Origin of the sequence: Streptomyces sp. NBC_00094 (assembly GCF_026343125.1) — a bacterium.
Taxonomy (GTDB): Bacteria; Actinomycetota; Actinomycetes; order Streptomycetales; family Streptomycetaceae; genus Streptomyces.
The window spans coordinates 1872648-1896163 of sequence record NZ_JAPEMB010000001.1 but is presented as its reverse complement, the minus strand read 5'-3'; the positions used below and the strand labels follow the sequence as shown (position 1 = coordinate 1896163).

The 23516-nt window shown below is 70.8% G+C and carries 25 protein-coding genes; 15 read left to right on the top strand and 10 right to left on the bottom strand.

Features of this window, described 5'->3' with window-relative positions; genetic code table 11:
- Nucleotides 1–4: 4 nt before the first annotated feature.
- Nucleotides 5–1123, bottom strand: a complete 1119-nt coding sequence (gene tal / locus OG580_RS08190) for a transaldolase (protein ID WP_267042969.1) — start codon at nucleotides 1121–1123, stop codon at nucleotides 5–7.
- Between the two features lie 36 nt (nucleotides 1124–1159).
- Nucleotides 1160–3247: a transketolase gene (tkt, locus tag OG580_RS08185; RefSeq protein WP_267042968.1), complete on the bottom strand. Its 2088-nt coding sequence runs from the start codon at nucleotides 3245–3247 to the stop codon at nucleotides 1160–1162.
- A gap of 326 nt (nucleotides 3248–3573) precedes the next feature.
- On the opposite strand from tkt, the gene OG580_RS08180 reads away from it, so the two are divergent.
- The 3 genes from OG580_RS08180 (at nucleotide 3574) to OG580_RS08170 (ending at nucleotide 6135) form a co-directional block, all read left to right on the top strand.
- Nucleotides 3574–4521: a heme o synthase gene (locus tag OG580_RS08180; protein WP_267042967.1), complete on the top strand. Its 948-nt coding sequence runs from the start codon at nucleotides 3574–3576 to the stop codon at nucleotides 4519–4521.
- Nucleotides 4522–4640: 119 nt separating this feature from the next.
- A complete protein-coding gene (locus tag OG580_RS08175; protein WP_267042966.1) occupies nucleotides 4641–4961 on the top strand; it encodes a hypothetical protein in 321 nt (106 codons plus the stop codon).
- 70 nt (nucleotides 4962–5031) lie between these two features.
- The gene (locus OG580_RS08170; RefSeq protein ID WP_267042965.1) at nucleotides 5032–6135 is read left to right on the top strand and encodes an amidohydrolase; all 1104 of its coding nucleotides are present in this window, start codon (nucleotides 5032–5034) and stop codon (nucleotides 6133–6135) included.
- A gap of 61 nt (nucleotides 6136–6196) precedes the next feature.
- On the opposite strand, the gene OG580_RS08165 is transcribed toward OG580_RS08170, so the two are convergent.
- The 3 genes from OG580_RS08165 to OG580_RS08155 all read right to left on the bottom strand — a co-directional run bounded on the left by OG580_RS08165 (nucleotide 6197) and on the right by OG580_RS08155 (nucleotide 8943).
- Entirely contained in the window at nucleotides 6197–7168 is a 972-nt protein-coding gene (locus tag OG580_RS08165; RefSeq protein ID WP_267042964.1) for a heme A synthase, read from the bottom strand.
- 75 nt (nucleotides 7169–7243) lie between these two features.
- Nucleotides 7244–8011: an ABC transporter permease gene (locus OG580_RS08160; protein ID WP_267042963.1), complete on the bottom strand. Its 768-nt coding sequence runs from the start codon at nucleotides 8009–8011 to the stop codon at nucleotides 7244–7246.
- Nucleotides 8008–8943 (bottom strand): ABC transporter ATP-binding protein, encoded by a 936-nt coding sequence (locus OG580_RS08155; RefSeq protein ID WP_267042962.1) that lies wholly within the window; start codon nucleotides 8941–8943, stop codon nucleotides 8008–8010. Before OG580_RS08155 ends, OG580_RS08160 begins: the two co-directional genes overlap by 4 nt.
- A gap of 311 nt (nucleotides 8944–9254) precedes the next feature.
- Between OG580_RS08155 and OG580_RS08150 the strand changes: the two genes are divergently transcribed.
- The 8 genes from OG580_RS08150 to OG580_RS08115 all read left to right on the top strand — a co-directional run bounded on the left by OG580_RS08150 (nucleotide 9255) and on the right by OG580_RS08115 (nucleotide 15804).
- Complete coding sequence (locus OG580_RS08150; protein ID WP_267042961.1) at nucleotides 9255–9980, top strand: metalloregulator ArsR/SmtB family transcription factor; 726 nt, start codon at nucleotides 9255–9257, stop codon at nucleotides 9978–9980.
- On the top strand, nucleotides 9977–11392 hold the full coding sequence (sufB, locus tag OG580_RS08145; protein ID WP_267042960.1) for a Fe-S cluster assembly protein SufB: 1416 nt from the start codon (nucleotides 9977–9979) through the stop codon (nucleotides 11390–11392). The genes OG580_RS08150 and sufB overlap by 4 nt, the downstream gene beginning before the upstream one ends.
- Nucleotides 11393–11458: 66 nt before the next feature.
- Nucleotides 11459–12640 carry a Fe-S cluster assembly protein SufD gene (sufD, locus tag OG580_RS08140; RefSeq protein WP_267042959.1) on the top strand — a complete coding sequence of 394 codons (1182 nt, stop codon included), beginning with the start codon at nucleotides 11459–11461 and terminating at the stop codon, nucleotides 12638–12640.
- A complete protein-coding gene (locus OG580_RS08135; RefSeq protein ID WP_030322524.1) occupies nucleotides 12640–12957 on the top strand; it encodes a bifunctional 3-phenylpropionate/cinnamic acid dioxygenase ferredoxin subunit in 318 nt (105 codons plus the stop codon). Before sufD ends, OG580_RS08135 begins: the two co-directional genes overlap by 1 nt.
- A 7-nt stretch (nucleotides 12958–12964) precedes the next feature.
- The gene (sufC, locus tag OG580_RS08130; RefSeq protein WP_024757174.1) at nucleotides 12965–13732 is read left to right on the top strand and encodes a Fe-S cluster assembly ATPase SufC; all 768 of its coding nucleotides are present in this window, start codon (nucleotides 12965–12967) and stop codon (nucleotides 13730–13732) included.
- The gene (locus OG580_RS08125; protein WP_267042958.1) at nucleotides 13729–14997 is read left to right on the top strand and encodes a cysteine desulfurase; all 1269 of its coding nucleotides are present in this window, start codon (nucleotides 13729–13731) and stop codon (nucleotides 14995–14997) included. Before sufC ends, OG580_RS08125 begins: the two co-directional genes overlap by 4 nt.
- Nucleotides 14998–15007: 10 nt before the next feature.
- A complete protein-coding gene (sufU, locus tag OG580_RS08120; RefSeq protein ID WP_267042957.1) occupies nucleotides 15008–15469 on the top strand; it encodes a Fe-S cluster assembly sulfur transfer protein SufU in 462 nt (153 codons plus the stop codon).
- A complete protein-coding gene (locus OG580_RS08115) occupies nucleotides 15466–15804 on the top strand; it encodes a metal-sulfur cluster assembly factor (RefSeq protein ID WP_267042956.1) in 339 nt (112 codons plus the stop codon). The genes sufU and OG580_RS08115 overlap by 4 nt, the downstream gene beginning before the upstream one ends.
- A gap of 149 nt (nucleotides 15805–15953) precedes the next feature.
- Here OG580_RS08115 and OG580_RS08110 read toward each other — a convergent pair whose 3' ends face one another.
- The gene (locus tag OG580_RS08110) at nucleotides 15954–17027 is read right to left on the bottom strand and encodes an oxidoreductase (RefSeq protein ID WP_267042955.1); all 1074 of its coding nucleotides are present in this window, start codon (nucleotides 17025–17027) and stop codon (nucleotides 15954–15956) included.
- Between the two features lie 63 nt (nucleotides 17028–17090).
- Here OG580_RS08110 and OG580_RS08105 point away from each other — a divergent pair, with 63 nt between their 5' ends.
- Nucleotides 17091–17411 (top strand): multidrug efflux SMR transporter, encoded by a 321-nt coding sequence (locus tag OG580_RS08105; protein ID WP_267042954.1) that lies wholly within the window; start codon nucleotides 17091–17093, stop codon nucleotides 17409–17411.
- Nucleotides 17411–17974 (top strand): TetR/AcrR family transcriptional regulator, encoded by a 564-nt coding sequence (locus tag OG580_RS08100; RefSeq protein ID WP_267042953.1) that lies wholly within the window; start codon nucleotides 17411–17413, stop codon nucleotides 17972–17974. The genes OG580_RS08105 and OG580_RS08100 overlap by 1 nt, the downstream gene beginning before the upstream one ends.
- A gap of 150 nt (nucleotides 17975–18124) precedes the next feature.
- On the opposite strand, the gene OG580_RS08095 is transcribed toward OG580_RS08100, so the two are convergent.
- Together OG580_RS08095 and OG580_RS08090 are read right to left on the bottom strand one after the other, a co-directional pair.
- A complete protein-coding gene (locus OG580_RS08095) occupies nucleotides 18125–19804 on the bottom strand; it encodes an alpha/beta fold hydrolase (protein ID WP_267042952.1) in 1680 nt (559 codons plus the stop codon).
- 73 nt (nucleotides 19805–19877) lie between these two features.
- The gene (locus tag OG580_RS08090; protein WP_267042951.1) at nucleotides 19878–20435 is read right to left on the bottom strand and encodes a TetR/AcrR family transcriptional regulator; all 558 of its coding nucleotides are present in this window, start codon (nucleotides 20433–20435) and stop codon (nucleotides 19878–19880) included.
- A 175-nt stretch (nucleotides 20436–20610) separates the two neighbouring features.
- Between OG580_RS08090 and dapD the strand changes: the two genes are divergently transcribed.
- Nucleotides 20611–21594 (top strand): 2,3,4,5-tetrahydropyridine-2,6-dicarboxylate N-succinyltransferase, encoded by a 984-nt coding sequence (gene dapD / locus OG580_RS08085; protein WP_267042950.1) that lies wholly within the window; start codon nucleotides 20611–20613, stop codon nucleotides 21592–21594.
- 98 nt (nucleotides 21595–21692) lie between these two features.
- The gene (locus OG580_RS08080) at nucleotides 21693–21911 is read left to right on the top strand and encodes a hypothetical protein (RefSeq protein ID WP_267042949.1); all 219 of its coding nucleotides are present in this window, start codon (nucleotides 21693–21695) and stop codon (nucleotides 21909–21911) included.
- Here OG580_RS08080 and dapA read toward each other — a convergent pair.
- Together dapA and OG580_RS08070 are read right to left on the bottom strand one after the other, a co-directional pair.
- Nucleotides 21890–22774: a 4-hydroxy-tetrahydrodipicolinate synthase gene (gene dapA, locus OG580_RS08075; protein WP_267042948.1), complete on the bottom strand. Its 885-nt coding sequence runs from the start codon at nucleotides 22772–22774 to the stop codon at nucleotides 21890–21892. The two genes, OG580_RS08080 and dapA, sit on opposite strands and share 22 nt — an antisense overlap.
- Before the next feature lie 174 nt (nucleotides 22775–22948).
- Nucleotides 22949–23515, bottom strand: a complete 567-nt coding sequence (locus OG580_RS08070; protein WP_267042947.1) for a GNAT family N-acetyltransferase — start codon at nucleotides 23513–23515, stop codon at nucleotides 22949–22951.
- Nucleotide 23516 lies beyond the last annotated feature (1 nt).

Below are 23516 nucleotides of genomic sequence, written 5' to 3'. Positions count from 1 at the left end.
GTGCTTACGCCTCCGCAGGTACGCGGCGCGAGAGCTCCGCCTCGGTGGACTTGAGCAGGTCGTTCCAGGACGCCTCGAACTTCTCGACGCCCTCGTCCTCCAGGAGCTGCACGACCTCGTCGTAGCTGATGCCCAGCTTCGCGATGGCCGCCAGCTCCGCGCGGGACTGGTCGTAGGTGCCGCGCACGGTGTCACCGGTGACCTCGCCGTGGTCGGCGGTGGCCTCCAGGGTGCCCTCCGGCATGGTGTTGACCGTGCCGGGGGCGACCAGGTCCACGACGTACAGCGTGTCCTTGTACGCCGGGTCCTTGACGCCCGTCGAGGCCCACAGCGGACGCTGCTTGTTGGCCTGCGCCTTGTCGAGGGCGGCCCAGCGCTCGCCGCTGAACACCTCCTCGTACGCCTCGTAGGCGAGACGCGCGTTGGCCAGGGCGGCCTTGCCCTTGAGGGCCTTGGCCTCGTCGGTGCCGATGCCGTCCAGGCGCTTGTCGATCTCCGAGTCCACGCGGGACACGAAGAAGGACGCGACCGAGTGGATCTTCGCGAGGTCGAGGCCGCGCTCGCGGGCCTTCTCCAGGCCCGCCAGGTAGGCGTCCATGACCGCGCGGTAGCGCTCCAGCGAGAAGATCAGCGTCACGTTGACGCTGATGCCGAGGCCGATGACCTCGGTGATCGCCGGCAGACCCGCCTTGGTGGCCGGGATCTTGATGAGCGTGTTGGGGCGGTCCACCAGCCAGGCCAGCTGCTTGGCCTCGGCGACGGTGGCGACCGTCTCGTGGGCGAGACGGGGGTCGACCTCGATGGAGACCCGGCCGTCCTGGCCGTCGGTCGCCTCGAAGACCGGCCGCAGGATGTCGGCGGCGTCACGGACGTCCGCCGTCGTGATCATGCGGATGGCCTCGTCGACGGTCACCTTCCGGGCGGCGAGGTCGGCGAGCTGCTGCTCGTAACCGTCACCCGAGGAGATGGCCTTCTGGAAGATCGACGGGTTCGTGGTCACACCGACCACGTGGCTCTGGTCGATGAGCTCGGCCAGGTTGCCGGACGTGATCCGCTTGCGCGAGAGATCGTCCAGCCAGATCGCGACGCCTTCGTCGGAGAGGCGCTTGAGAGCGTCTGTCATGAGAGTTGCATCTCCATTAAGTCGTACGTATGGGCGTCAGCGCGCGGCGGCGGCGAGAGATTCCCGCGCGGCGGCGACGATCGCCTCCGGCGTGAACCCGAACTCGCGGAAGAGCACCTTCGCGTCCGCCGAGGCACCGAAGTGCTCCAGCGAGACGATCCGGCCGGCGTCCCCGACGTACCGGTGCCAGGTGAGACCGATGCCGGCCTCGACCGCCACCCGGGCCTTGACCGACGGCGGCAGGACGGAGTCCTTGTACGCCTGGTCCTGCTCCTCGAACCACTCGACGGACGGCACCGAGACCACCCGGGTCGGGACGCCGGCGGCCTGCAGCTGCTCGCGCGCCTCGACGGCCAGGTGCACCTCGGAGCCGGTCGCGATCAGCACGAGCTGCGCATCGCCACCCTCGGCGTCGAACAGCACGTAGCCGCCCTTGGCCGCGTCCTCGTTCGGCGCGTAGGTCGGCACGCCCTGGCGGGTGAGGGCGAGACCGTGCGGGGCGCCCTTGCCGAAGACCTTGGTGTGCCGCTTCATGATCTCGCGCCAGGCGATCGCCGTCTCGTTGGCGTCGGCCGGCCGGACCACGTTCAGACCCGGAATGGCGCGCAGCGAGGCGAGGTGCTCCACCGGCTGGTGGGTCGGGCCGTCCTCGCCCAGACCGATCGAGTCGTGCGTCCAGACGTACGTCACCGGGAGGTGCATCAGGGCCGACAGACGCACGGCGTTGCGCATGTAGTCGGAGAACACCAGGAAGGTGCCGCCGTAGACGCGGGTGTTGCCGTGCAGCGCGATGCCGTTCATCTCGGCGGCCATCGAGTGCTCGCGGATGCCGAAGTGGATCGTGCGGCCGTACGGGTCGGCCTCCGGCAGCGGGTTGCCCTCGGGCAGGAACGACGAGTTCTTGTCGATCGTCGTGTTGTTCGAGCCGGCGAGGTCGGCCGAGCCGCCCCACAGCTCCGGGATGACCGCGCCGAGCGCCTGGAGAACCTGGCCCGAGGCCGCGCGGGTGGCGACACCCTTGCCCGGCTCGAAGACGGGGAGCTTCTCCTCCCAGCCGGCCGGCAGCTCGTTCGCCTGGATGCGGTCGAACTCCGCCGCCCGCTCCGGGTTGGCCGTACGCCACTCCGCGAGGGACTTCTCCCACGCGGCGCGGGACTCGCGGCCCCGGTCGCCGAGCGAGCGGGTGTGCGTGATGACCTCGTCGGTGACCTCGAAGGTCTGCTCCGGGTCGAAGCCCAGGACGCGCTTGGTCGCCGCGATCTCCTCGTCGCCGAGCGCCGAGCCGTGCGAGGCCTCGGTGTTCTGCGCGTTCGGCGCGGGCCAGGCGATGATCGAGCGCATCGCGATGAACGACGGACGCTCGGTCTCGGCCTCGGCGGCCCTGACCGCCGCGTACAGCGCGGCCGGGTCCAGGTCGCCGTTGGCCTGCGGCTCGACGCGCTGGACGTGCCAGCCGTACGCCTCGTACCGCTTCATCGTGTCCTCGGACACGGCCGTCTCGGTGTCGCCCTCGATCGAGATGTGGTTGTCGTCCCACAGCAGGATCAGGTTGCCGAGCTTCTGGTGGCCGGCGAGCGAGGACGCCTCGGCGGAGATGCCCTCCTGGAGGCAGCCGTCACCGGCGATCGCGTAGATCCGGTGGTCGAACGGGGAGGTGCCGGGGGCCGCCTCCGGGTCGAACAGACCGCGCTCGTAGCGGGCGGCCATCGCCATGCCCACGGCGTTGGCGACACCCTGGCCCAGCGGGCCGGTGGTCGTCTCGACGGCGGCGGTGTGGCCGTACTCCGGGTGGCCCGGGGTCTTCGAGCCCCAGGTGCGGAAGGCCTTCAGGTCGTCCAGTTCGAGACCGAAGCCACCCAGGTAGAGCTGGGTGTAAAGGGTCAGGGACGAGTGCCCCGCGGAGAGGACGAACCGGTCGCGCCCGACCCACTCGGGGTCGGCCGGGTCGTGTCGCATCACCTTCTGGAAGAGGGTGTACGCGGCGGGCGCAAGGCTCATCGCCGTACCGGGATGGCCGTTGCCGACCTTCTGTACGGCGTCCGCGGCCAGGACGCGGGCGGTGTCGACAGCCCGCTGGTCCAATTCGGTCCACTCGAGGTCTGTGGTGGTCGGCTTAGTGCTCACCCTGAGTCAGGGCTCCTCTCCACATGTTCTGAAGCCGGTGACTGAGGGTGTACCGGCGGTGTCGAGCCTACCCCCGCCGGAGGCCCCACCAGAGCCCCCTCATTCCCCGTGTGGACCCCTCAAATGAGCAGACAGGCCAAGAGTGCCGGTGGTCGTGCGACTTCGCCTCTCGAACGCTGTCCACGCCTTGGGACACACCCCTCCAACACGACCCCACCCCCGCGAAGATCAGCGTCTGGGCAACGTCTACAGTGGCGTGGTACGCGCAAGCTTCACCCCGTTTTCATTCGGTGAGCTTGCTGGGAATTTCTCTGTCAGGGGTGTGCGTGACGGCCGTCGAGTCCCGACCCGCAGGGGTCGTCTTGACTCCCAGCCCGGGGGGCCATCGGCCGTTCGGGGCCCGCGTCAAGGCATACGTGGCGCTGACCAAGCCGCGGATCATCGAGCTGCTGCTCATCACCACCGTTCCGGTGATGTTCCTCGCCGAGCAGGGCGTTCCGAACCTGTGGCTGGTCCTGGCCACCTGCTTCGGCGGCTATCTGTCGGCGGGCGGCGCCAACGCGCTGAACATGTACATCGACCGCGACATCGACGCCCTGATGGACCGCACCTCCCAGCGCCCGCTGGTGACCGGGGTCCTCACCCCGCGTGAGGGCCTCGTCTTCGGCCTCACCCTCGCCGTGGTCTCCACGCTCTGGTTCGGCCTCCTCGTCAACTGGCTCTCCGCGGCGCTCTCGCTCGGTGCGCTGCTCTTCTACGTGGTCGTCTACACGATGATCCTGAAGCGGCGGACCGCGCAGAACATCGTCTGGGGCGGCATCGCCGGCTGCCTGCCGGTGCTCATCGGCTGGTCGGCCGTCACCAACTCGATGTCGTGGGCCGCGGTCATCCTCTTCCTCGTCATCTTCTTCTGGACGCCGCCGCACTACTGGCCGCTGTCGATGAAGGTGAAGGACGACTACGCGCGCGCGGGCGTGCCGATGCTCCCGGTCCTCGCCTCCAACAAGGTCGTGGCCAAGCAGATCGTCGCCTACAGCTGGGTGATGGTCGCCGTCTCGCTGCTGCTGACCCCGCTCGGCTACACCGGCTGGTTCTACACGGCCGTCGCGCTGCTCACCGGCGGTTTCTGGCTCTGGGAGGCGCACGGGCTGCTGAACCGCGCGAAGGCGGGCGCGACCGGCGCGAAGCTCAAGGAGATGCGCCTCTTCCACTGGTCCATCACCTACGTCTCGCTGCTCTTCGTGGCGGTCGCGGTGGACCCCTTCCTCCGCTGAGGGCCTGTCGCGCGGGCGACGCGCTCAGATGATGTGCACGGTCGACGGCCGGGTCACGTGGGATAGACCACGTGGCCCGGCCGTCGCCAGTCGATCTACCCCTCGGTAGCATCCTTGTCATGGCAGAAACGAAGCAGGAAGAGCGCAGGGCGGCCAGGCTCGCGAAGCAGATCCGGGCGTTCTCCGCGGAGCACGGCGGCGCCGAGGGGCAGCTCGCCCACATCGGCCAGGCGGGCACCCGGATCGTCCTCGTCGGCACGGACGGCGGCTGGGGCGACCTGGTGGCCCCCACGTACCCGATCGCGCAGCAGGCCGCCGAGAAGGCCGGCCTGACGCTCCACGACGAGTTCGACGGCGAGTTCGCCGCCAAGGTCGTCACCGGCGCGTACGAGTGGACCCGGATGGCCGGTATCCAGATCGGCGGCCCCTCCAACAGCTGAGGCAACAACCTCGCGCGGGGCTCACCCGTTAGGACGTGTGGAGACACGTCCACACAGGGAGCCCCCCGAGATGATCGACACGCCGAACCTGGTGGACCAGTACTGCCACGGAGTGCTCCGTACGGAACTCGGCCTCGGCACCTTCGAGACCCACCTCGGCGCGCACCTCGGCGACCGGCACGGCGGTCCCCCCGCGATGCCGGCCGCCGGCACGACCTTCTTCGACACGCAGACCGGCTTCGCGGTACGCCGCTGGTGTCCGCCGCTCCTCGGCCTCGAACCGCACTGCCCGCCGGCCCGCTACCTCGCCCGCCGCCGCGAACTCGGCGTCGCCGAGGCGGGCCGCCGGCTCCTGCGGGCCTCCGGGATCTCCACCTACCTGGTCGACACCGGGCTCCCCGGCGACCTGACCCGGCCCGCCGAGATCGCCGCCGCCGGCGCCGCCGAGGCCCACGAGATCGTCCGCCTCGAACCCCTCGCCGAACAGGTCGCCGACACCTCGGGGACCGTCGACGCGTTCCTCGCCAACCTCGCCGAGGCCGTCCACGGAGCCGCCGCGCACGCCGTGGCCTTCACCTCGGTGGAGGGCGTACGCCGAGGGCTCGCGACGGCGCCCGAACCCCCGGGACCCGGGGAGGTACGCGGAGCAGCGGGGCGCTGGCTCGCCGGACGCTCTGCGGGCGGGCGGCTCACCGACCCCGTCCTGCTGCGGCATCTCCTCTGGATCGCGGTCACCGCGGGGCGCCCGCTGCAGCTGCGCACGGGGGAGCGGGACCCGGCGGTCCTCGCCGGCTTCGCCGCCGCCACCGCGGGGCTGGGCGCCGACCTCGTCCTGCTGCACGCCTACCCGCACCACCGCGCCGCCGCGTACCTGACCGGCGTCCATCCGCACGTGTACGCGGACCTCGGGCCGGTCCTCGCCCACACCGGGGCCCGTGCGGCGGCCGTCCTCGCGGAGGTCCTGGAGCTGGCGCCCTTCGGCAAGCTGCTGTTCTCCAGCGGCGCGCACGGGCTGCCCGAGCTCCACGTGGTCGCCGCCGGCGTCTTCCGCTCGGCGCTCACCCGGGTGCTGGGGGAGTGGGTCGTGGAGGGCGCCTGGTCCCACTCGGACGCGCAGCGCGTCGCCACGATGATCGCGGCGGGGAACGCCCGGCGGGTCTACCGGCTCGGGTAGGCCTGTCCGCCGGACAGGCCCTGACCGAGCCGGTGTGACGGGTCCGGTGTGACCGGTCCGGTCAGACCTTCGCCGCGAGCTCCGGGTCGGCCTGGGCCGGGATCTCCGCCGTGGGCACCGGGCGCTCGCGCATGCTCAGGGCCAGACGCAGCACCGCGATCCACATCAGCGAGGAGCCGAGCATGTGGACGGCGACCAGGACCTCGGGGACCCCGGTGAAGTACTGCACGTAGCCGATCCCGCCCTGGGCCAGCAGCACGATCAGCAGGTCGCGGGCGCGGGCCCGGGTGTCGTCCGGGGCGTCCACCACGCGCAGCACCAGCCACATGGCGAGCGCCAGGGCGCAGACGACCCAGGCGGCGATGGCGTGGACATGGGCGGCGTTCGTCCAGTCCCACGGCATGCGCGGGACCTCGCTGCTGTCGCCGGCGTGCTTGCCCGCGCCGGTCACCGTGGTGCCGAGGGCGATGAGCAGGCCCGAGGTGATCGTGATCGCCCAGGACAGCTTGCGGACCGGTCGGGGCACGCGCGGCCGGGGGGCGGTGTCGCCCTCGCCGGCCCGCTGCCAGGTGATGACGGCCACCGTGAGCAGCGCGTTCGCGGCCAGGAAGTGGCCGGCGACCGTCCACGGGTTGAGGCCCATCCACACCGTGATGCCACCGATGACGGCGTTGCTCATCACGATCCAGAACTGCGCCCAGCTCCAGCGGGTGAGGTTCCGGCGCCACGGCTTGGTGGACCGGGCGGCGATGATCGCCCAGCCGACGGCCGCCGACAGGACGTACGTCAGCATCCGGTTGCCGAACTCGATCAGGCCGCGGTAGCCCTGCTCGGGCGTGACGATGAGGCTGTCTTCCGTGCACTTCGGCCAGGTGTCGCAGCCGAGACCGGAACCGGTCAGCCGGACCGCGCCGCCCGTGACGATGATGAACACGCTCATCACGACGGCGGAGAGCGCGGCGCGCCGGAGCGTCCGGGGGGACGGGGTCCAGCGCTGGGCGATGTAGGCGAGGGGGGTCAGCACGGGCCCCATCGTAGGACGGGGCTTGTGCACGCTTTCACGAGGGGGGTGGCTTGTCAGGAAACGTCACCCTCTGAACCCCTTCGACTACTCCCAGCGGAAGAACTTCGCCGCCGCGCCGAGGCCGAGCACGCCCCAGACGGCCAGGATCAGCGCGTTGCCCCAGGGCATCGAGGCGCCGTTCTGGAGGACGTCCCGCAGGCCGTCGGAGAGGGCGGAGATGGGGAGCAGCTCCAGGACCGAGCGGGCCGGCTCCGGGAACTTCTCCAGCGGCACGATGACCCCGCCGCCCACCAGGAGCAGCAGGAAGACCAGGTTGGCGGCGGCCAGGGTGGCCTCCGCCTTGAGCGTGCCCGCCATGAGCAGCCCGAGGCCCGAGAAGGCGGCCGTGCCGAGGACCAGGAGCAGCAGGACGGAGAAGGGGTCGCCCTGCGGGGACCAGCCGAGCGCCAGGGCGATCGCCGTGAGGAGCGCGACCTGGAGCACCTCGGTGACGAGGACGGCGAGCGTCTTGGCGGTCATGAGCGCCCAGCGGGGGAGCGGTGACGCGCCCAGTCGCTTGAGCACCCCGTAACGCCGTTCGAAACCGGTCGCGATGGCCTGGCCGGTGAAGGCGGTGGAGAGCACGGCGAGCGCGAGGACGCCCGGGGCGAGGAAGTCGACGGCCTCTCCGGCACCCGTGTCGACGATGTCGACCGTGGAGAACAGGACGAGGAGCAGCGAGGGGATGATCACCGTGAGGAGCAGCTGCTCGCCGTTGCGCAGCAGCATCCGGGCCTCCAGGGCCGTCTGCGCCGCGATCATCCGGCCGACGGGGGCCGCGCCGGGCTTCGGGGAGTACGTACCCGTGCTCATGACCGCAGTTCCTTGCCCGTGAGTTCGAGGAAGACGTCTTCGAGGGTGTGGCGCTCGACGGAGATGCCCTCGGGCATGACGCCGTGCTGGGCGCACCAGGTGGTGACCGTGGCGAGCAGCTGCGGGTCGACGGTGCCGGTGATCCGGTACGTGCCGGGGAGGGGTTCCGCCGCGGCCGTGCCGTCCGGCAGGGCCTTGAGCAGGGAGCCCAGGTCGAGGCCGGGGCGGCCGGTGAAGCGCAGGGTGTTCTCGGCGCCGCCGCGGCAGAGCTGCTCGGGGCTGCCCTGGGCGGCGATCCGGCCGGCGTCGACGATGGCGACGTCGTCGGCGAGCTCCTCGGCCTCCTGCATGAAGTGGGTGGTGAGGACGACCGTGACGCCGTCGGCGCGCAGCTCGCGGACGAGGTCCCAGGTGGCGCGGCGGGCCTGCGGGTCGAGTCCGGCGGTCGGTTCGTCGAGGAAGACGAGCTCGGGGCGGCCGACGACGGCCATGGCGAGCGCGAGGCGCTGCTGCTGGCCGCCGGAGAGCCGGCGGTAGGTGGTGCGGCCGCAGGAGCCGAGGCCCAGGCGCTCGATCAGGGCGCCGACGTCCAGCGGATGGGCGTGCAGCTTCGCCATGTGGCGGAGCATCTCGTCGGCGCGGGCCCCGGAGTAGACGCCGCCGGACTGGAGCATCACGCCGATCCGGGGGCGCAGGGCGGCGGCGTCGGCGACCGGGTCGAGGCCGAGGACGCGGACGGTGCCGCCGTCGGGTCTGCGGTAGCCCTCGCAGGTCTCGATCGTGGTGGTCTTGCCGGCCCCGTTGGGGCCGAGGACGGCCGTGACGGTGCCCGCCCGCACGTCGAGGTCGAGGCCGTCGACCGCGGTCTTGTCTCCGTACCGCTTGACCAGGCCGCGTACGCGGACGGCGCTGTCGACGGACTCATTTCCCATGGGCGGAAGTCTAGAGAGGCGTGAAAGGTCCTTCCGGCGCGGGGCCGGGTCCCTCGAACCGGGACTTCACGTGTGCTTCCCCGGGGGCGGTGGGCATGGCTTCGACGGTGTCGTCATGGGCCGTGGAGCGCCTGTGGCCTGCACGTACGGGTTCGAGGGGTGGTCCGGTCCCGACCCGGCCGAGGGCTCGGATTCGTCCTACGAATGATCATTTCCGCAGGTCAGGTAAGCCTTACCTGAGTGACGCACGGCACCGCGGCCGCCGTGGACGCGGCTTGTCACTCCTCGATTAATTACGCAACAATGGCGTTGTGAAAAACGTTGGCGCGGCTCCGGTGGAGGAACTCGCGACCCGAGAGCGTTCGACGCGCAACCGGGTCGCGCGGTCGATCCTGGACCACGGTCCCTCGACCGTCGCCGACCTTGCCGAGCGACTGCGCCTCACCCAGGCCGCCGTCCGCCGCCACCTCGACTCGCTGGTCGCCGACAATGTCGTCGAAGCCCGCGAGAAGCGCGTCTACGGGACCCGGGCCCGCGGTCGCCCCGCGAAGATCTTCGCGCTCACCGACTGCGGCCGCGACGAGTTCGACCAGTCGTACGACTCCCTGGCCGTCGAGGCGCTCCGCTGGATCGAGCGCAACGCCGGTGGGGAGGAGGCCGTCGCCGCCTTCGCCCGCGACCGGATCGAGGCCCAGGGCGACACGTACCGGGAAGCCGTCGACTCGGCGGACCCCGCCCGGAGGACCGAGGCACTTGCCAAGGCCCTGACGGCGGACGGGTACGCTGCCACTGCGCGGAACGCGCCGGTCGGCGAGCAGCTCTGCCAGCACCACTGCCCGGTCGCCCACGTCGCCGAGCAGTATCCGCAGCTGTGCGAGGCGGAGACGGAGTTCTTCTCCCGCCTCCTGGGAACGCACGTCCAGCGTCTGGCCACCATCGCGCATGGTGACGGCGTCTGCACGACGTTCATCCCGCACAGCGCCCCACAGACCAGTTCACCAGCATCTGTCAGTACGGCCGGGAGGAACCCCGCATGACCACCGAGATCAGCCACCCCGAGCTTGAGGGCCTGGGTCGGTACGAGTACGGCTGGGCCGACTCCGACACGGCCGGTGCCACGGCCAAGCGCGGTCTGAACGAGGACGTCGTCCGCGACATCTCCTCGAAGAAGAACGAGCCCGAGTGGATGCTGAAGCTGCGTCTCAAGGGTCTGCGGCTCTTCGGTAAGAAGCCCATGCCGACCTGGGGCTCCGACCTCTCCGGCATCGACTTCGACAACATCAAGTACTTCGTGCGGTCCACCGAGAAGCAGGCCGAGTCCTGGGAGGACCTGCCGGAGGACATCAAGAACACGTACGACAAGCTCGGCATCCCGGAGGCGGAGAAGCAGCGCCTCGTCGCCGGTGTCGCCGCCCAGTACGAGTCCGAGGTCGTCTACCACCAGATCCGCGAGGACCTGGAGGAGCAGGGCGTCATCTTCGTCGACACCGACACGGCGCTGAAGGAGCACGCGGAGCTCTTCAAGGAGTACTTCGGCACCGTCATCCCGGTCGGCGACAACAAGTTCGCCTCGCTGAACACGGCCGTGTGGTCCGGTGGCTCGTTCATCTACGTGCCGAAGGGCGTGCAGGTCGAGATCCCGCTCCAGGCCTACTTCCGTATCAACACGGAGAACATGGGCCAGTTCGAGCGGACGCTGATCATCGTCGACGAGGACGCCTACGTCCACTATGTCGAGGGCTGCACCGCGCCGATCTACTCCTCGGACTCGCTGCACAGCGCCGTCGTCGAGATCATCGTGAAGAAGGGCGGCCGCTGCCGCTACACGACCATCCAGAACTGGTCGAACAACGTCTACAACCTGGTGACCAAGCGCGCCGTCGCCTACGAGGGCGCCACCATGGAGTGGGTCGACGGCAACATCGGCTCCAAGGTCACCATGAAGTACCCGGCCGTCTACCTCATGGGCGAGCACGCCAAGGGCGAGACGCTGTCCATCGCCTTCGCGGGCGAGGGCCAGCACCAGGACGCCGGCGCCAAGATGGTGCACATGGCTCCGAACACCTCCTCCAACATCGTCTCCAAGTCGGTGGCGCGAGGCGGCGGCCGCACCTCCTACCGCGGTCTCATCGAGATCGGCGAGGGTGCTCCGGGCTCCAAGTCCAACGTGCTCTGCGACGCGCTGCTCGTCGACACGATCTCCCGCTCCGACACGTACCCCTACGTGGACGTGCGCGAGGACGACGTCTCCATGGGCCACGAGGCCACCGTCTCCAAGGTCTCCGAGGACCAGCTCTTCTACCTGATGAGCCGCGGCATGACCGAGTTCGAGGCCATGGCGATGATCGTGCGCGGCTTCGTGGAGCCCATCGCCAAGGAGCTCCCGATGGAGTACGCCCTGGAGCTCAACCGGCTGATCGAGCTGCAGATGGAAGGCTCGGTCGGCTAAGGCCTTCCGCCCCACCGAACGCAGCGACTGATTTCTTTTACGCAGGAAGAGAGCAACACGACAGCCATGGCTGAGGCTCAGAACATCCCGGCGGGCTCCACCACCGCCGGCTCGATCGCGGTGGCCGCCGAGTCCACCGTCGCCACGCGCATGAGCGCGCCCCCGTCCTTCGACGTCGCGGACTTCCCCGTCCCGCACGGCCGTGAGGAGGAGTGGCGGTTCACGCCGCTGGCGCGGCTGCGCGGCCTTCACGACGGCACCGCCGTCGCGTCCGGTGAGGGCGTCAAGGTCGAGATCGAGGCGCCCGAGGGCGTCACCGTGGAGACCGTCGGTCGCGAGGACGAGCGCCTCGGCAAGGCCGGCAAGCCCGTCGACCGCGTCGCCGCCCAGGCGTACTCCTCCTTCGAGAAGGCCTCGGTCGTCACCGTCGCCAAGGAGGCCGTCCTCACCGAGCCGATCCGCATCGCGGTGCACGGCCAGGGTGGCGTCGCCTTCGGCCACCAGGTGATCGAGCTCGGTGCCTTCGCCGAGGCCGTCGTGGTCATCGACCACACCGGTGACGCGGTGCTCGCCGCCAACGTCGACTACGTCCTCGGCGACGGCGCCAAGCTGACCGTCGTCTCCGTCCAGGACTGGGACGAGAAGGCCGTCCACGTCGCCCAGCACAACGCGCTGGTCGGCCGCGACGCCTCCTTCAAGTCGGTGATCGTCACCTTCGGCGGCGACGTCGTCCGCATCCACCCCCGTGTGTCGTACGCGGCCCCCGGCGGCGAGGCGGAGCTCTTCGGCCTGTACTTCACCGACGCCGGCCAGCACCAGGAGCACCGCCTCCTGGTCGACCACAACACCCCGCACTGCAAGTCGAACGTGGCCTACAAGGGCGCGCTGCAGGGCCAGGACGCGCACGCCGTCTGGATCGGTGACGTCCTCATCCAGGCCGCCGCCGAGGGCACCGACACGTACGAGCTCAACCGGAACCTGGTCCTCACGGACGGCGCCCGGGTCGACTCCGTCCCGAACCTGGAGATCGAGACCGGCGAGATCGCCGGCGCCGGTCACGCCTCGGCCACCGGCCGGTTCGACGACGAGCAGCTCTTCTACCTGATGTCCCGCGGTATCCCGCAGACCGAGGCCCGTCGCCTCGTCGTCCGCGGCTTCTTCGCGGAGCTGGTCCAGCAGATCGGTCTGCCGGACGTCCAGGAGCGTCTCCTCGCCAAGATCGAGGCCGAGCTGGAGGCCTCCGTCTGATGGCCTTCGTCCGAGTCTGCGCGCTGAGCGAGCTGGAGGCCGACACCCCGAAGCGGGTCGAGGTCGACGGCACGCCGGTGTCGGTCGTGCACACCGAGGGCGAGGTGTTCGCGATCAACGACATCTGCTCGCACGCGAACGTCTCCCTCTCGGAGGGCGAGGTCGAGGACTGCGCCATCGAGTGCTGGCTGCACGGGTCGAGCTTCGACCTCCGCACCGGGAAGCCCTCCGGCCTTCCCGCGACGCGCCCCGTGCCCGTATACCCCGTAAAGATCGAAGGGGACGATGTGCTCGTCTCCGTCACCCAGGAGTCCTGAGTCACCCATGGCAACGCTTGAAATCCGCAACCTGCACGTCTCCGTCGAGGCCGAGAACGGCCCCCGCGAGATCCTCAAGGGTGTCGACCTGACCATCAAGCAGGGCGAGACCCACGCCGTCATGGGCCCCAACGGCTCCGGCAAGTCGACCCTGGCGTACTCGCTCGCCGGCCACCCGAAGTACACGGTCACCGGCGGCACCGTCACCCTCGACGGTGAGGACGTCCTGGAGATGTCGGTCGACGAGCGCGCCCGCGCCGGCGTCTTCCTGGCCATGCAGTACCCGGTCGAGGTCCCCGGTGTCTCGGTCTCCAACTTCCTGCGCACCTCCGCCACCGCCATCCGCGGCGAGGCCCCCAAGCTGCGCACCTGGGTGAAGGAGGTCAAGTCCGCGATGGAGCAGCTCCAGATGGACCCGGCCTTCGCCGAGCGCAACGTCAACGAGGGCTTCTCCGGCGGTGAGAAGAAGCGCCACGAGATCCTCCAGCTGGAGCTCCTCAAGCCGAAGATCGCGATCCTCGACGAGACCGACTCCGGCCTGGACGTCGACGCGCTGCGCCAGGTCTCCGAGGGCGTCAACCGCGTCCGCGAGACCGGTGAGGTCGGCACCCTGCTGATCACGCACTACACGCGCATCCTGCGCTACATCAAGCCCGACTTCGTTCACGTCTTCTCCGAGGGCCGCATCGTCGAGTCCGGCGGCGCCGAGCTCGCCGACAAGCTGGAGAACGAGGGCTACGAGGCCTACAGCACGAAGGGTGGCGCATCCGCGTGACATCTGCCCATCAGGGGCTCTCCGGCCTCCTCGACACCGAGGCGATCCGCAAGGACTTCCCGCTCCTGGATCGCGTGGTCCACGACGGCAAGAAGATCGTGTACCTGGACTCCGCGGCGACCTCGCAGAAGCCGCGCCAGGTCCTCGACGCGCTGAACGAGTACTACGAGCAGCACAACGCCAACGTGCACCGCGGCGTCTACCTGGTCGCCGAGGAGGCGACGGCGCTGTACGAGGGCGCCCGCGACAAGATCGCGGCGTTCATCAACGCGCCGAGCCGCGACGAGGTGATCTTCACCAAGAACGCCTCGGAGTCGCTCAACCTCGTGGCCAACATGCTGGGCTGGGCCGACGAGCCCTACCGCGTGGACCACGAGACCGAGATCGCCATCACGGAGATGGAGCACCACTCCAACATCGTGCCGTGGCAGCTGCTCTCGCAGCGCACGGGCGCGAAGCTGAAGTGGTTCGGCCTGACCGACGACGGCCGTCTCGACCTCTCGAACATCGAAGAGGTCATCACCGAGAAGACCAAGATCGTCTCGTTCACGCTGGTCTCGAACCTGCTGGGCACGATCAACCCGGTCGAGACGATCATCCGCCGTGCCCAGGAGGTCGGTGCGCTCGTCTGCATCGACGCCTCCCAGGCGGCCCCGCACATGGTCCTGGACGTGCAGGCGCTCCAGGCCGACTTCGTGGCCTTCACCGGCCACAAGATGTGCGGCCCGACCGGCATCGGTGTGCTGTGGGGACGGCAGGAGCTCCTGGAGGACCTCCCGCCCTTCCTCGGCGGCGGCGAGATGATCGAGACCGTTTCGATGCACTCCTCGACCTACGCTCCGGCTCCGCACAAGTTCGAGGCGGGTACGCCCCCGATCGCCCAGGCCGTCGGCCTCGGCGCGGCCGTGGACTACCTGTCGGCGATCGGCATGGAGAACATCGCGCGCCACGAGCACGCGATCACCGAGTACGCCGTCCGGCGTCTCCAGGAAGTCCCGGACCTGCGGATCATCGGCCCCACCACGGCCGAGGACCGCGGCGCTGCGATCTCCTTCACGCTCGGCGACATCCACCCGCACGACGTGGGTCAGGTGCTCGACGAGGAGGGCATCGCGGTCCGCGTCGGCCACCACTGTGCGCGGCCGGTCTGCCTGCGGTACGGAATTCCTGCGACCACGCGGGCGTCGTTCTATCTGTACTCCACCCCGGCCGAGGTCGACGCCTTGGTCGCGGGTCTGGAGCACGTACGGAACTTCTTCGGGTAGGGGTTGGGTCGTGAAGCTGGATTCGATGTACCAGGACGTCATCCTGGACCATTACAAGCACCCCCACGGGCGCGGTCTTCGGGACGGCGATGCCGAGGTGCACCACGTCAATCCGACGTGCGGCGACGAGATCACGCTCCGCGTGAAGTACGAGGGCTCGCGCATCGCGGACGTCTCGTACGAGGGTCAGGGCTGCTCGATCAGCCAGGCTTCGGCCTCGGTCCTGAACGAGCTGCTCGTCGGCAAGGAGCTGGCCGAGGCGCAGAAGATCCAGGGCACCTTCCTGGAGCTGATGCAGTCCAAGGGCCAGATCGAGCCCGACGACGCGATGGAGGAGGTCCTGGAGGACGCGGTCGCGTTCGCGGGCGTCTCCAAGTACCCGGCCCGTGTGAAGTGCGCGCTGCTCAGCTGGATGGCGTGGAAGGACGCGACCGCCCAGGCGCTGGGTGACGCGGAGAGGAAGTCGGCATGACCGAGAACGCTGAGGCCACGATGAAGCCGGCCACCGAGGAAGAAGTCCGTGAGGCGCTGTACGACGTCGTCGACCCCGAGCTGGGCATCGACGTGGTCAACCTCGGGCTGATCTACGGCATCCACATCGACGACTCGAACGTCGCGACGCTGGACATGACCCTGACGTCGGCGGCCTGTCCGCTGACCGATGTGATCGAGGACCAGGCGAAGTCGGCGACGGACGGCATCGTCAACGAGCTGAAGATCAACTGGGTCTGGATGCCGCCGTGGGGTCCGGACAAGATCACGGACGACGGCCGCGAGCAGCTGCGCGCACTCGGCTTCAACGTCTGAGACCTCGTGGTCGGGGATTCGACCACGCGAAACGGCCGTGCCCTTCGGGGCGCGGCCGTTTCGCGTTCTCCGGAGACGCCCTGGGGGTGTCCGGCCAGGGCCTGTCCGGCGGATCGAGGTCGGACAGGCCCTGATCCGCTGGACACCCCCTAGGCGAGGCCGGCCGCGCGGGCGAGCTCCGGGGCCAGGTTCTCCTTGCGGATCCGCTGGTCGACGTAGAGCAGGGCGGTCACCAGCGGGGGGAAGACGGAGACGATCAGCTGGCTGATCAGCTGTCCGATGATCACCAGCGTGAAGGTCACGGAGAGGCCGGTGATCAGCGCGGCGGCGTCGCCGCCGGTGAAGCCGACGCCCGCCATCGGAATCCACGCCACCGTGGAGAGGAGCTGCTGGATCAGCCAGCTCGCGACGGTGGTGATGAGCCCGACGAGCAGCAGGATGCCGAAGACGCGCCACCAGGAGCCGCGGATCAGGGCCGAGGAGCGGCGCATCGAGGCGAAGACGCCCTGCCCCTCCATCACGGCGGCCGCGGGGGCCAGGCTGAACTTGATCCAGATCCAGAGCGCGAGCGGCGTGACGAGCAGGGCCAGGAGCATGGCCGCCGTGGCCGGCAGGGACCAGTCGCCCTCCAGAGGTGTGCCGTCCAGGTCGCCCAGGTCGGTGAGCAGCGCCAGGAACAGGCCGAAGAAGGCCAGGAGGAAGAGCACGACCGGGAGCATCAGGGCGACGCTCGTCAGGAGCACCGTGCCCAGGACGGCCGGCATCCGGGACCAGGACCGGCGCCACAGTGCGCCGAAGGTGGTCGGGCGGCCGAGGACGGCCTCCTGGATCACGGCCGGGCAGGCCGCGGCCATCACCGCGTTGGCGCCGAGGGCCGCGAGCAGGCCGACGACCCAGACGCAGGTGAAGGCGATGATCAGCGGCCGGAGGTCGACCCACTGCGGATCCTGGCCGGCCGGCAGGTCGAACACGGCGGGGAAGCGGTCGCTCACGGCCGCGTACGCGATGAGCAGGGCCGCTGCCACCAGCAGGAGTGCCGAGCCGTAGACGGCGGCGGTGACGCCGATCAGCTGCTTCCAGTGGCGGCCGAAGGCGGAGAAGGCACCCGAGAGGACGGCGCCGAGGCCGAGCGGCGCCAGGGGTATCACGCCGGGCTGCGGCGGCGGGGGCGGCGGCGGGTAGCCGTATCCGTAGCCGTAGGGCGGACCTGGGGGAATCGTCATGCGGGACACGGTATCGGTCGGCTTTGTGTACGGCCGTACACATCCTTGTGTACGCTCGTACGCATGGGTTACGGACTGCTGGCGGGCGCCATCGTGGCGGAGATCCTCGCCACCACCTCGATGAAGTACAGCGACGGCTTCTCCAAGCTCTGGCCCTCGCTGATCACCTGCGCGGGCTACCTCATCGCCTTCGCGCTCCTCGCCCAGGCGCTCAAGACGCTCCAGGTCGGCACCGCGTACGCCATCTGGTCCGGGGTCGGCACCGCCGCCGTCGCCACGATCGGCATCCTCTTCCTCGGTGAGACCCTCAGCCTCGCCAAGATCGCCGGGATCGTCCTCATCGTCGCCGGTGTCGCTGTCCTCAACCTCGGCGGCGCGCACTGATGGCCCGCGCCCGCCGCCACGACCCCGAGCGGCGCGAGCGGATCGTCGACGCCGCCCTCCGGGTCGTCGGCCGGGCCGGCATCGCCGGGCTGAGCCACCGCACCGTCGCCGCCGAGGCGGACGTGCCGCTCGGCTCCACCACGTACCACTTCGCCTCCCTCGACGAACTCCTCGTCGCCGCCCTGCGCAAGGCCAACGAGGGCTTCGGGCGGCAGCTCCGCGAGAGCCCCGCCCTCGCCGCGCCGGACACCGACCCCGCCGCCGCGCTCGCCCGGCTCCTGGGGGAGTGGCTGGGCGGCGAACGCGTCGGCGTGGAGCTGGAGTACGAGCTCTACCTCGCCGCCCTGCGCCGCCCCGCCCTGCGCCCGGTCGCCGCCGAGTGGACCGAGACCGTCGTCGCGGCGCTCGCCACCCGGACCGACGCCGCCACCGCGCGGGCCTTGGTCGCCCTCATGGACGGCATCTGCCTCCAGGTGCTGCTCACCGACGGCACGTACGACGAGGAGTACGCGCGCGCGATGCTGGCCCGGATCCTGGTGCCGGCGGGGGGCCCGCCTCTGTAGGCGCGGGTGTCCGTGCGGGGTTCCTGCCGGCGGGTCATCCGCTGTCGGGTCTGCTGTGGGCTCATCCGCTGTGGGCTCACCTGCCGTCGGGTCACCTGCCGTCGGGTCATCCGCCGTCGGGTCATCCGCCGTCGGCTCACCCCCGTCGGCTCACCCGCCGTCCGTGGCGGCGCCGAGGGCGTGGGCCAGCTGGGCGGGGTGGGTCAGCTGGGGGTAGTGGCCGGCGCCGGCGATCTCGGTCACCGGGTGATCGACGGACGCGACCAGCGGGTCCTTCGAGCCCACGACGATCCGGACCGGGACCTCCACCCGGTCCAGCAGCGTCCGCGACAGCCGCCGCTCGGCGACGTCCGTGCGCAGCGTCGCGGCCACCCGGCGCGCCACCCCGCGACGGCGCAGGTCGGCCGCGGCGCTTTCCACCTCCGCCCCCTCGGGAACACCCAGCGTCCCGGCCAGCCGAGCGGCGGACATACGGCGCAGCATCGGCGCGGCCAGGCCCGAGCGAGCGAGCCGCGCCGCGGGTGCCTGCAGGAACGCCGGGGAGACGAGGACGAGCCCGCTGACGCGTTCCGGGTGGTCGACGGCGAAGCGGAGCGCGGGTCCGCAGGCCGCGGAGTGCGCGACCAGCACGGGGCGGGTCGACACCGGGCTCAGCAGCTCTGCCAGCCACGCGTCCACCGGCCGGTCCGTGGCGGCCGAACGGCCCAGCCCCGGCAGGTCGGGGGCCAGCACCGGGCCGGGAAGGCGGGCGGCGAGGGGCGCCCAGACGTCGGCGTTCATCGGCAGGCCGTGCAGCAGGACATGGGTGGGGCGGTGCCGCTCTCCGGTCACCCAGGTACGACTGCCCGCCACGGCGTGGAAGCCGTACGGGCGAAGCCAGGGCGAGGCCCCGCCGAACCGCGCGGCCACCAGGTCGTCGGCCCACGCGCGCAGGGCGTCGGCGGCCGGAGGCATCTCCAGGCCGGCGCCGGCGGCGAAGGCACGGGCGGACGCCGTCGGGTAGCGGTCGCTCGACAGGAAGGACAGCGTCTCGGGATCGGCGCCGGTCAGCGCGCGCGGCAGGCGCCGCAGCAGGCCGACGGGGACGGTCCGGCGAGGGGCGCGTACGCCGGTGTGCTCGGCGATCGTACGGATCAGGTCGGGCAGGAGGGGCGTGCTGTCGTCGAGCACCCAGTAGTGCTCACCCGCCGGCCCCGCGGGGACCTCCGCCAGGAACCGTGCGAAGTAGTCGATCGTGGCGATCGGCAGGAACGTGTCGGCGCCACCGGGCAGCGCGGGGAGCCGCCCGCGCCACAGGTCCTCGACGAGGGAGGCGAGGCCGACGTACTGGCCGGGCCCGATCACGGTGCCGGGATTGGCGATCGTCAGCGGGACCCCCAGTTCGCGGGCCCGGGCGCGCACCGCGAGATCGGCCTCGGACTTGGATGCCTCGTAGGCGCCGAGACCGGCGTAGTCGGCCTGGCCGCCGGCCGCGCTCACCCGGTAACCGCTGATGTGCACCAGGCGCCGCAGCCCGGGCAGCCCGGCGGCCCATTCGAGAACGTGGAGCGCCCCGGTGACGTTGGCAGCCCGCGCCTCCTCCACGCCGAGGCCGAAGGCGAAGCGGGCGGCGGCGTTGTAGACGTCGCGTGCCTCCGGCAGCCCCGAAAGCGGTCGGGTGATGTCGGCGGTGACGATCTCCAGCCCCGCGGTGTCCACGCCCTGGGAGGCCAGCCAGGGGGTGAGGGTGTCCTTGCGCACGGCGGCCGCCACCCGCCGGCCCCGGGTGAGCAGCTCGGCGACGAGGGAGCGGCCGATGAAGCCGTTCGCGCCGAAGACGATCGCGTCCATGAGACTCCTTAATAGATCGGTCTACATATTTTTTGGCCAGGAAGAAGGCCCGCCGTCGACCGGCGGGCCTCGGTCAGCCCAGCAGCGTGTGAATCCGGCGGGCGACGCGCTCCAGCGGGTCCCTGCTGCGATGCGCCCTGGCCAGCAGGAGCGCCCCCTCCACCAGGGCCAGGACCGTGACGGCGAGGTCATCGGCGTCCGGGTGGCTCGCCAGTCGTTCGCGCAGGGCCGCCTCCCAGGAGGAGTAGACCTCCGAACACACCTCCTGTAGCGGGTCGTTGACGGCGGCCGTCTCCAGCGCCACGGTCGCGACCGGGCATCCCTTGCGCCAGCCCGACTCCGCGAGCCGGTCGCCCAGGTGGCGCAGTACCTCTTCGACGAACTCCGCCGGCGAGAGGTCGGTGTCGGCCGCCCCCCCCAGGGTGTCGCCGATCGCCTGTCCCGCCCGCCGGACGGACTCGCCGACCAGCTGGTCCTTGCCGCCGGGGAAGTGGAAGTAGAGCGAGCCGCGGGGTGCGCCGCTGACCGCGATGACCTGGTTGAGCCCCGTGCCGAAGTACCCCGCCGTCTCCACCAGTTCCTGCGTCGCGTCCAGCAGTCGGTCCCGCGTCTCGGCGCCCTTCTGTCCCATGACGTCAAAGTAGACCGATCTACATATTCTTTCAACCCTCCCTCTCCGGTGTCCGGTGGGAACGTCCGACCGCCTCGCCGTCGCCTTCGGTCGATCCGCCGGAGACGGCCCGCGACGCGACCGTCACCTGAGACCGGTTGGCCCGGGCGGGGGCCCGCCGGTTAGGTTTTCCGTCATGACCACTGCTCCTCGCACCACCGGCGCCGTCGCCGCCGGCCTCGCCACCATCGCCGGTGACGGCTCCGTTCTCGACACCTGGTTCCCCGCCCCCGAGCTGACCGACGCGCCCGGCCCCGCCGGCACCGAGCGGCTCTCCCCCGACGAGGCCGTGAACGCCCTCGGCGAGGGCGCCGCCAAGGCCCTCGGCGTGGACGCACGCCGGGGCGTCGAGGTGGTCGCCGTCCGTACCGTCATCGCCTCGCTCGACGAGAAGCCGCTCGACGCGCACGACGCCTACCTGCGCCTGCACCTGCTCAGCCACCGGCTGGTCACGCCGCACGGCCAGAGCCTGGACGGCGTCTTCGGCCTGCTCACCAACGTCGCCTGGACCTCGCTCGGCCCGGTCGCCGTGGACGACGTCGAGAAGGTGCGGCTCAACGCCCGCGCCGAGGGCCTGCACCTCGCCGTGACGAGCATCGACAAGTTCCCGCGCATGACCGACTACGTCGTGCCCGCCGGGGTCCGCATCGCCGACGCCGACCGCGTGCGTCTCGGCGCCCACCTCGCCGCCGGTACCACCGTCATGCACGAGGGCTTCGTCAACTTCAACGCCGGCACCCTCGGCACCTCGATGGTCGAGGGCCGGATCTCCGCCGGCGTCGTCGTCGGCGACGGCTCCGACATCGGCGGCGGCGCCTCCACCATGGGCACCCTCTCCGGTGGCGGCAACGTCGTCATCTCGATCGGCGAGCGCTGCCTGATCGGAGCCGAGGCGGGCGTCGGCATCGCCCTCGGTGACGAGTGCGTCGTCGAGGCCGGTCTGTACGTCACGGCCGGCACCCGGGTCACCCTGCCCGACGGCCAGGTCGTCAAGGCCCGCGAGCTCTCCGGCGCCTCGAACATCCTGTTCCGCCGCAACTCGGTCACCGGCGCCGTCGAGGCCCGCCCGAACAACGCGGTCTGGGGCGGGCTGAACGAGGTCCTCCACAGCCACAACTGATCCGGTAGCCGCAACCGACCCGGTAGCCACAACTGATGCCGTGACTCTGCGTTAACAGAACGCAGAGTCACGGTAAGCAGACAAGGCGAGGAGTCGACATGAGGACGAAGCCCACGGTCGCCGGAGTGCTCACGGCGGTGGCGGTACTGCTGCCGGCCGGCGTGGCCCAGGCGGACGAGACGCACACGCACAACGGCCCCACCGTCACGAACGGGCCCAGCCTCTCGCTCCACACCGGCCAGATCGACGACCCGCTGGAGGACGTCCTGGAGCACGCCGCGATCCTCGGCCGGACCTACACCACCGACTCCGCCTGAAGCAGTGCTTCGAGCGCGGTACGCAGCCCGTCGACCGTCTCCCGGTCGGCGGGCTGCAGCGGTTCGCGGACCGGCCCGCCGAGCAGGGCCTTGACGGTCACCGTGCCCGGCAGTCCCGCGGCCATCATCAGCTCGGCCAGCGGCAGCGTCAGCGCGTTGAGCCGGGCCGCACCGGTGGCGTCCCCGCTGTCGAGGGCGTCGAGGACCGCGCGCAGCTGACGGGGCACCACGTTCGCCACCGTACTGACGTAGCCGGCGCCGCCGACCGCGTACAGCGGCAGGTTCAGCTCCTCGCAGCCCGAGTAGTACGCGAGCGGGGTCTCCGCGATCAGCCGGGCCGAGGTCAGGAGGTCGTACGAGCAGTCCTTCACCGCCACGATCCGCGGGTGCTCGGCGAGGCGCCGCATCGTCGCCGGCTCGACCCGGGTCCCGGTGCGGCCCGGGATGTCGTAGACCATCACCGGAAGGCCGGTCCCGTCGGCGACCTTCAGGAAGTGCGCCTCGACGGCCGCCTGCGGAGGGCGGCTGTAGTACGGGGTGACGACGAGCGCTCCGTCGGCGCCCGCCTCCTCGGCCTGCCGCGCCAGCTCCACCGTGTGCCGGGTGTCGGCGGTGCCGACGCCCGCGAGGAGCGAGGGGCCCGGGCCGACCGCCGCGCGGACGGCCCGCACGAGGGCGGCCTTCTCGGCGTCGGTGGTGGTCGGGGACTCGCCGGTGGTGCCGTTGAGGACCAGGCCGTCACAGCCCTCCGCGACGAGGTGGGCGGCCAGCTCGCCCGCCCGGTCGAGGTCGAGCGTGCCGGACGGGGTGAACGGGGTGACCATCGCGCAGAGGGCGCGGCCGAAAGGACGTACAGGGCTCATCTCGGCAGTCTGCGCGGATCGGACCATGAAGGTCCACTTAGATCTGCTTGGGTCAAGAGATAAGACCTGCTGAAACGTGGTGCCTCTCGTGGACGGCGGTGGGCACCTGCTCGGATAGCGGAACCCTCGGAAGCGCTCTGAGAAGCGCTTGCGGAAGCGCAGTCAGAAGCGCAGTCAGAAGCGCAGTTTGAAACCGTCGTGGCTGCGTGCGAAGCCCAGCGAGGCGTAGAAGCGGTGGGCCTCGGTCCGCCGCTTGTCGCTGGTCAGCTGGACGAGCGCGCAGCCGCGTGCCCGCGCCCGCGCCACGGCCCGCTCCATCAGCTCCCGGCCGAGCCCGGCGCCCCGCCGGTCGGCCCTGATCCGGACCGCCTCGACCAGGGCGCGCTCGGCGCCGCCCTTGCCGAGACCCGGGATGTACGTGATCTGGAGGCAGCCCAGGACGAGTTCACCGTCCACGAGGACCAGCATCTCGTTGCGCGGATCGGCCTCGATGTCCGCGAAGGCCCGCTCGTACGCCTCGGTCACGGTGACCGAGCCGGGGTCCACGACCCGCTCCTCGTCGGCGAGCAGGGCGAGGACGGCGGGCAGTTCGGCGTGGGTGGCGGGGCGCAGGATCACGGAGCCGAGTCTCGCACGGACGGCACCCGCGTCCTCGACCTCGCCGGTGGCCGGGGTCGGCGGCCGGGGTCGGCGGTACACGCCCGCGCCGAGTCGCGGCGCGGGCGTGTGGCCGGGGATCACG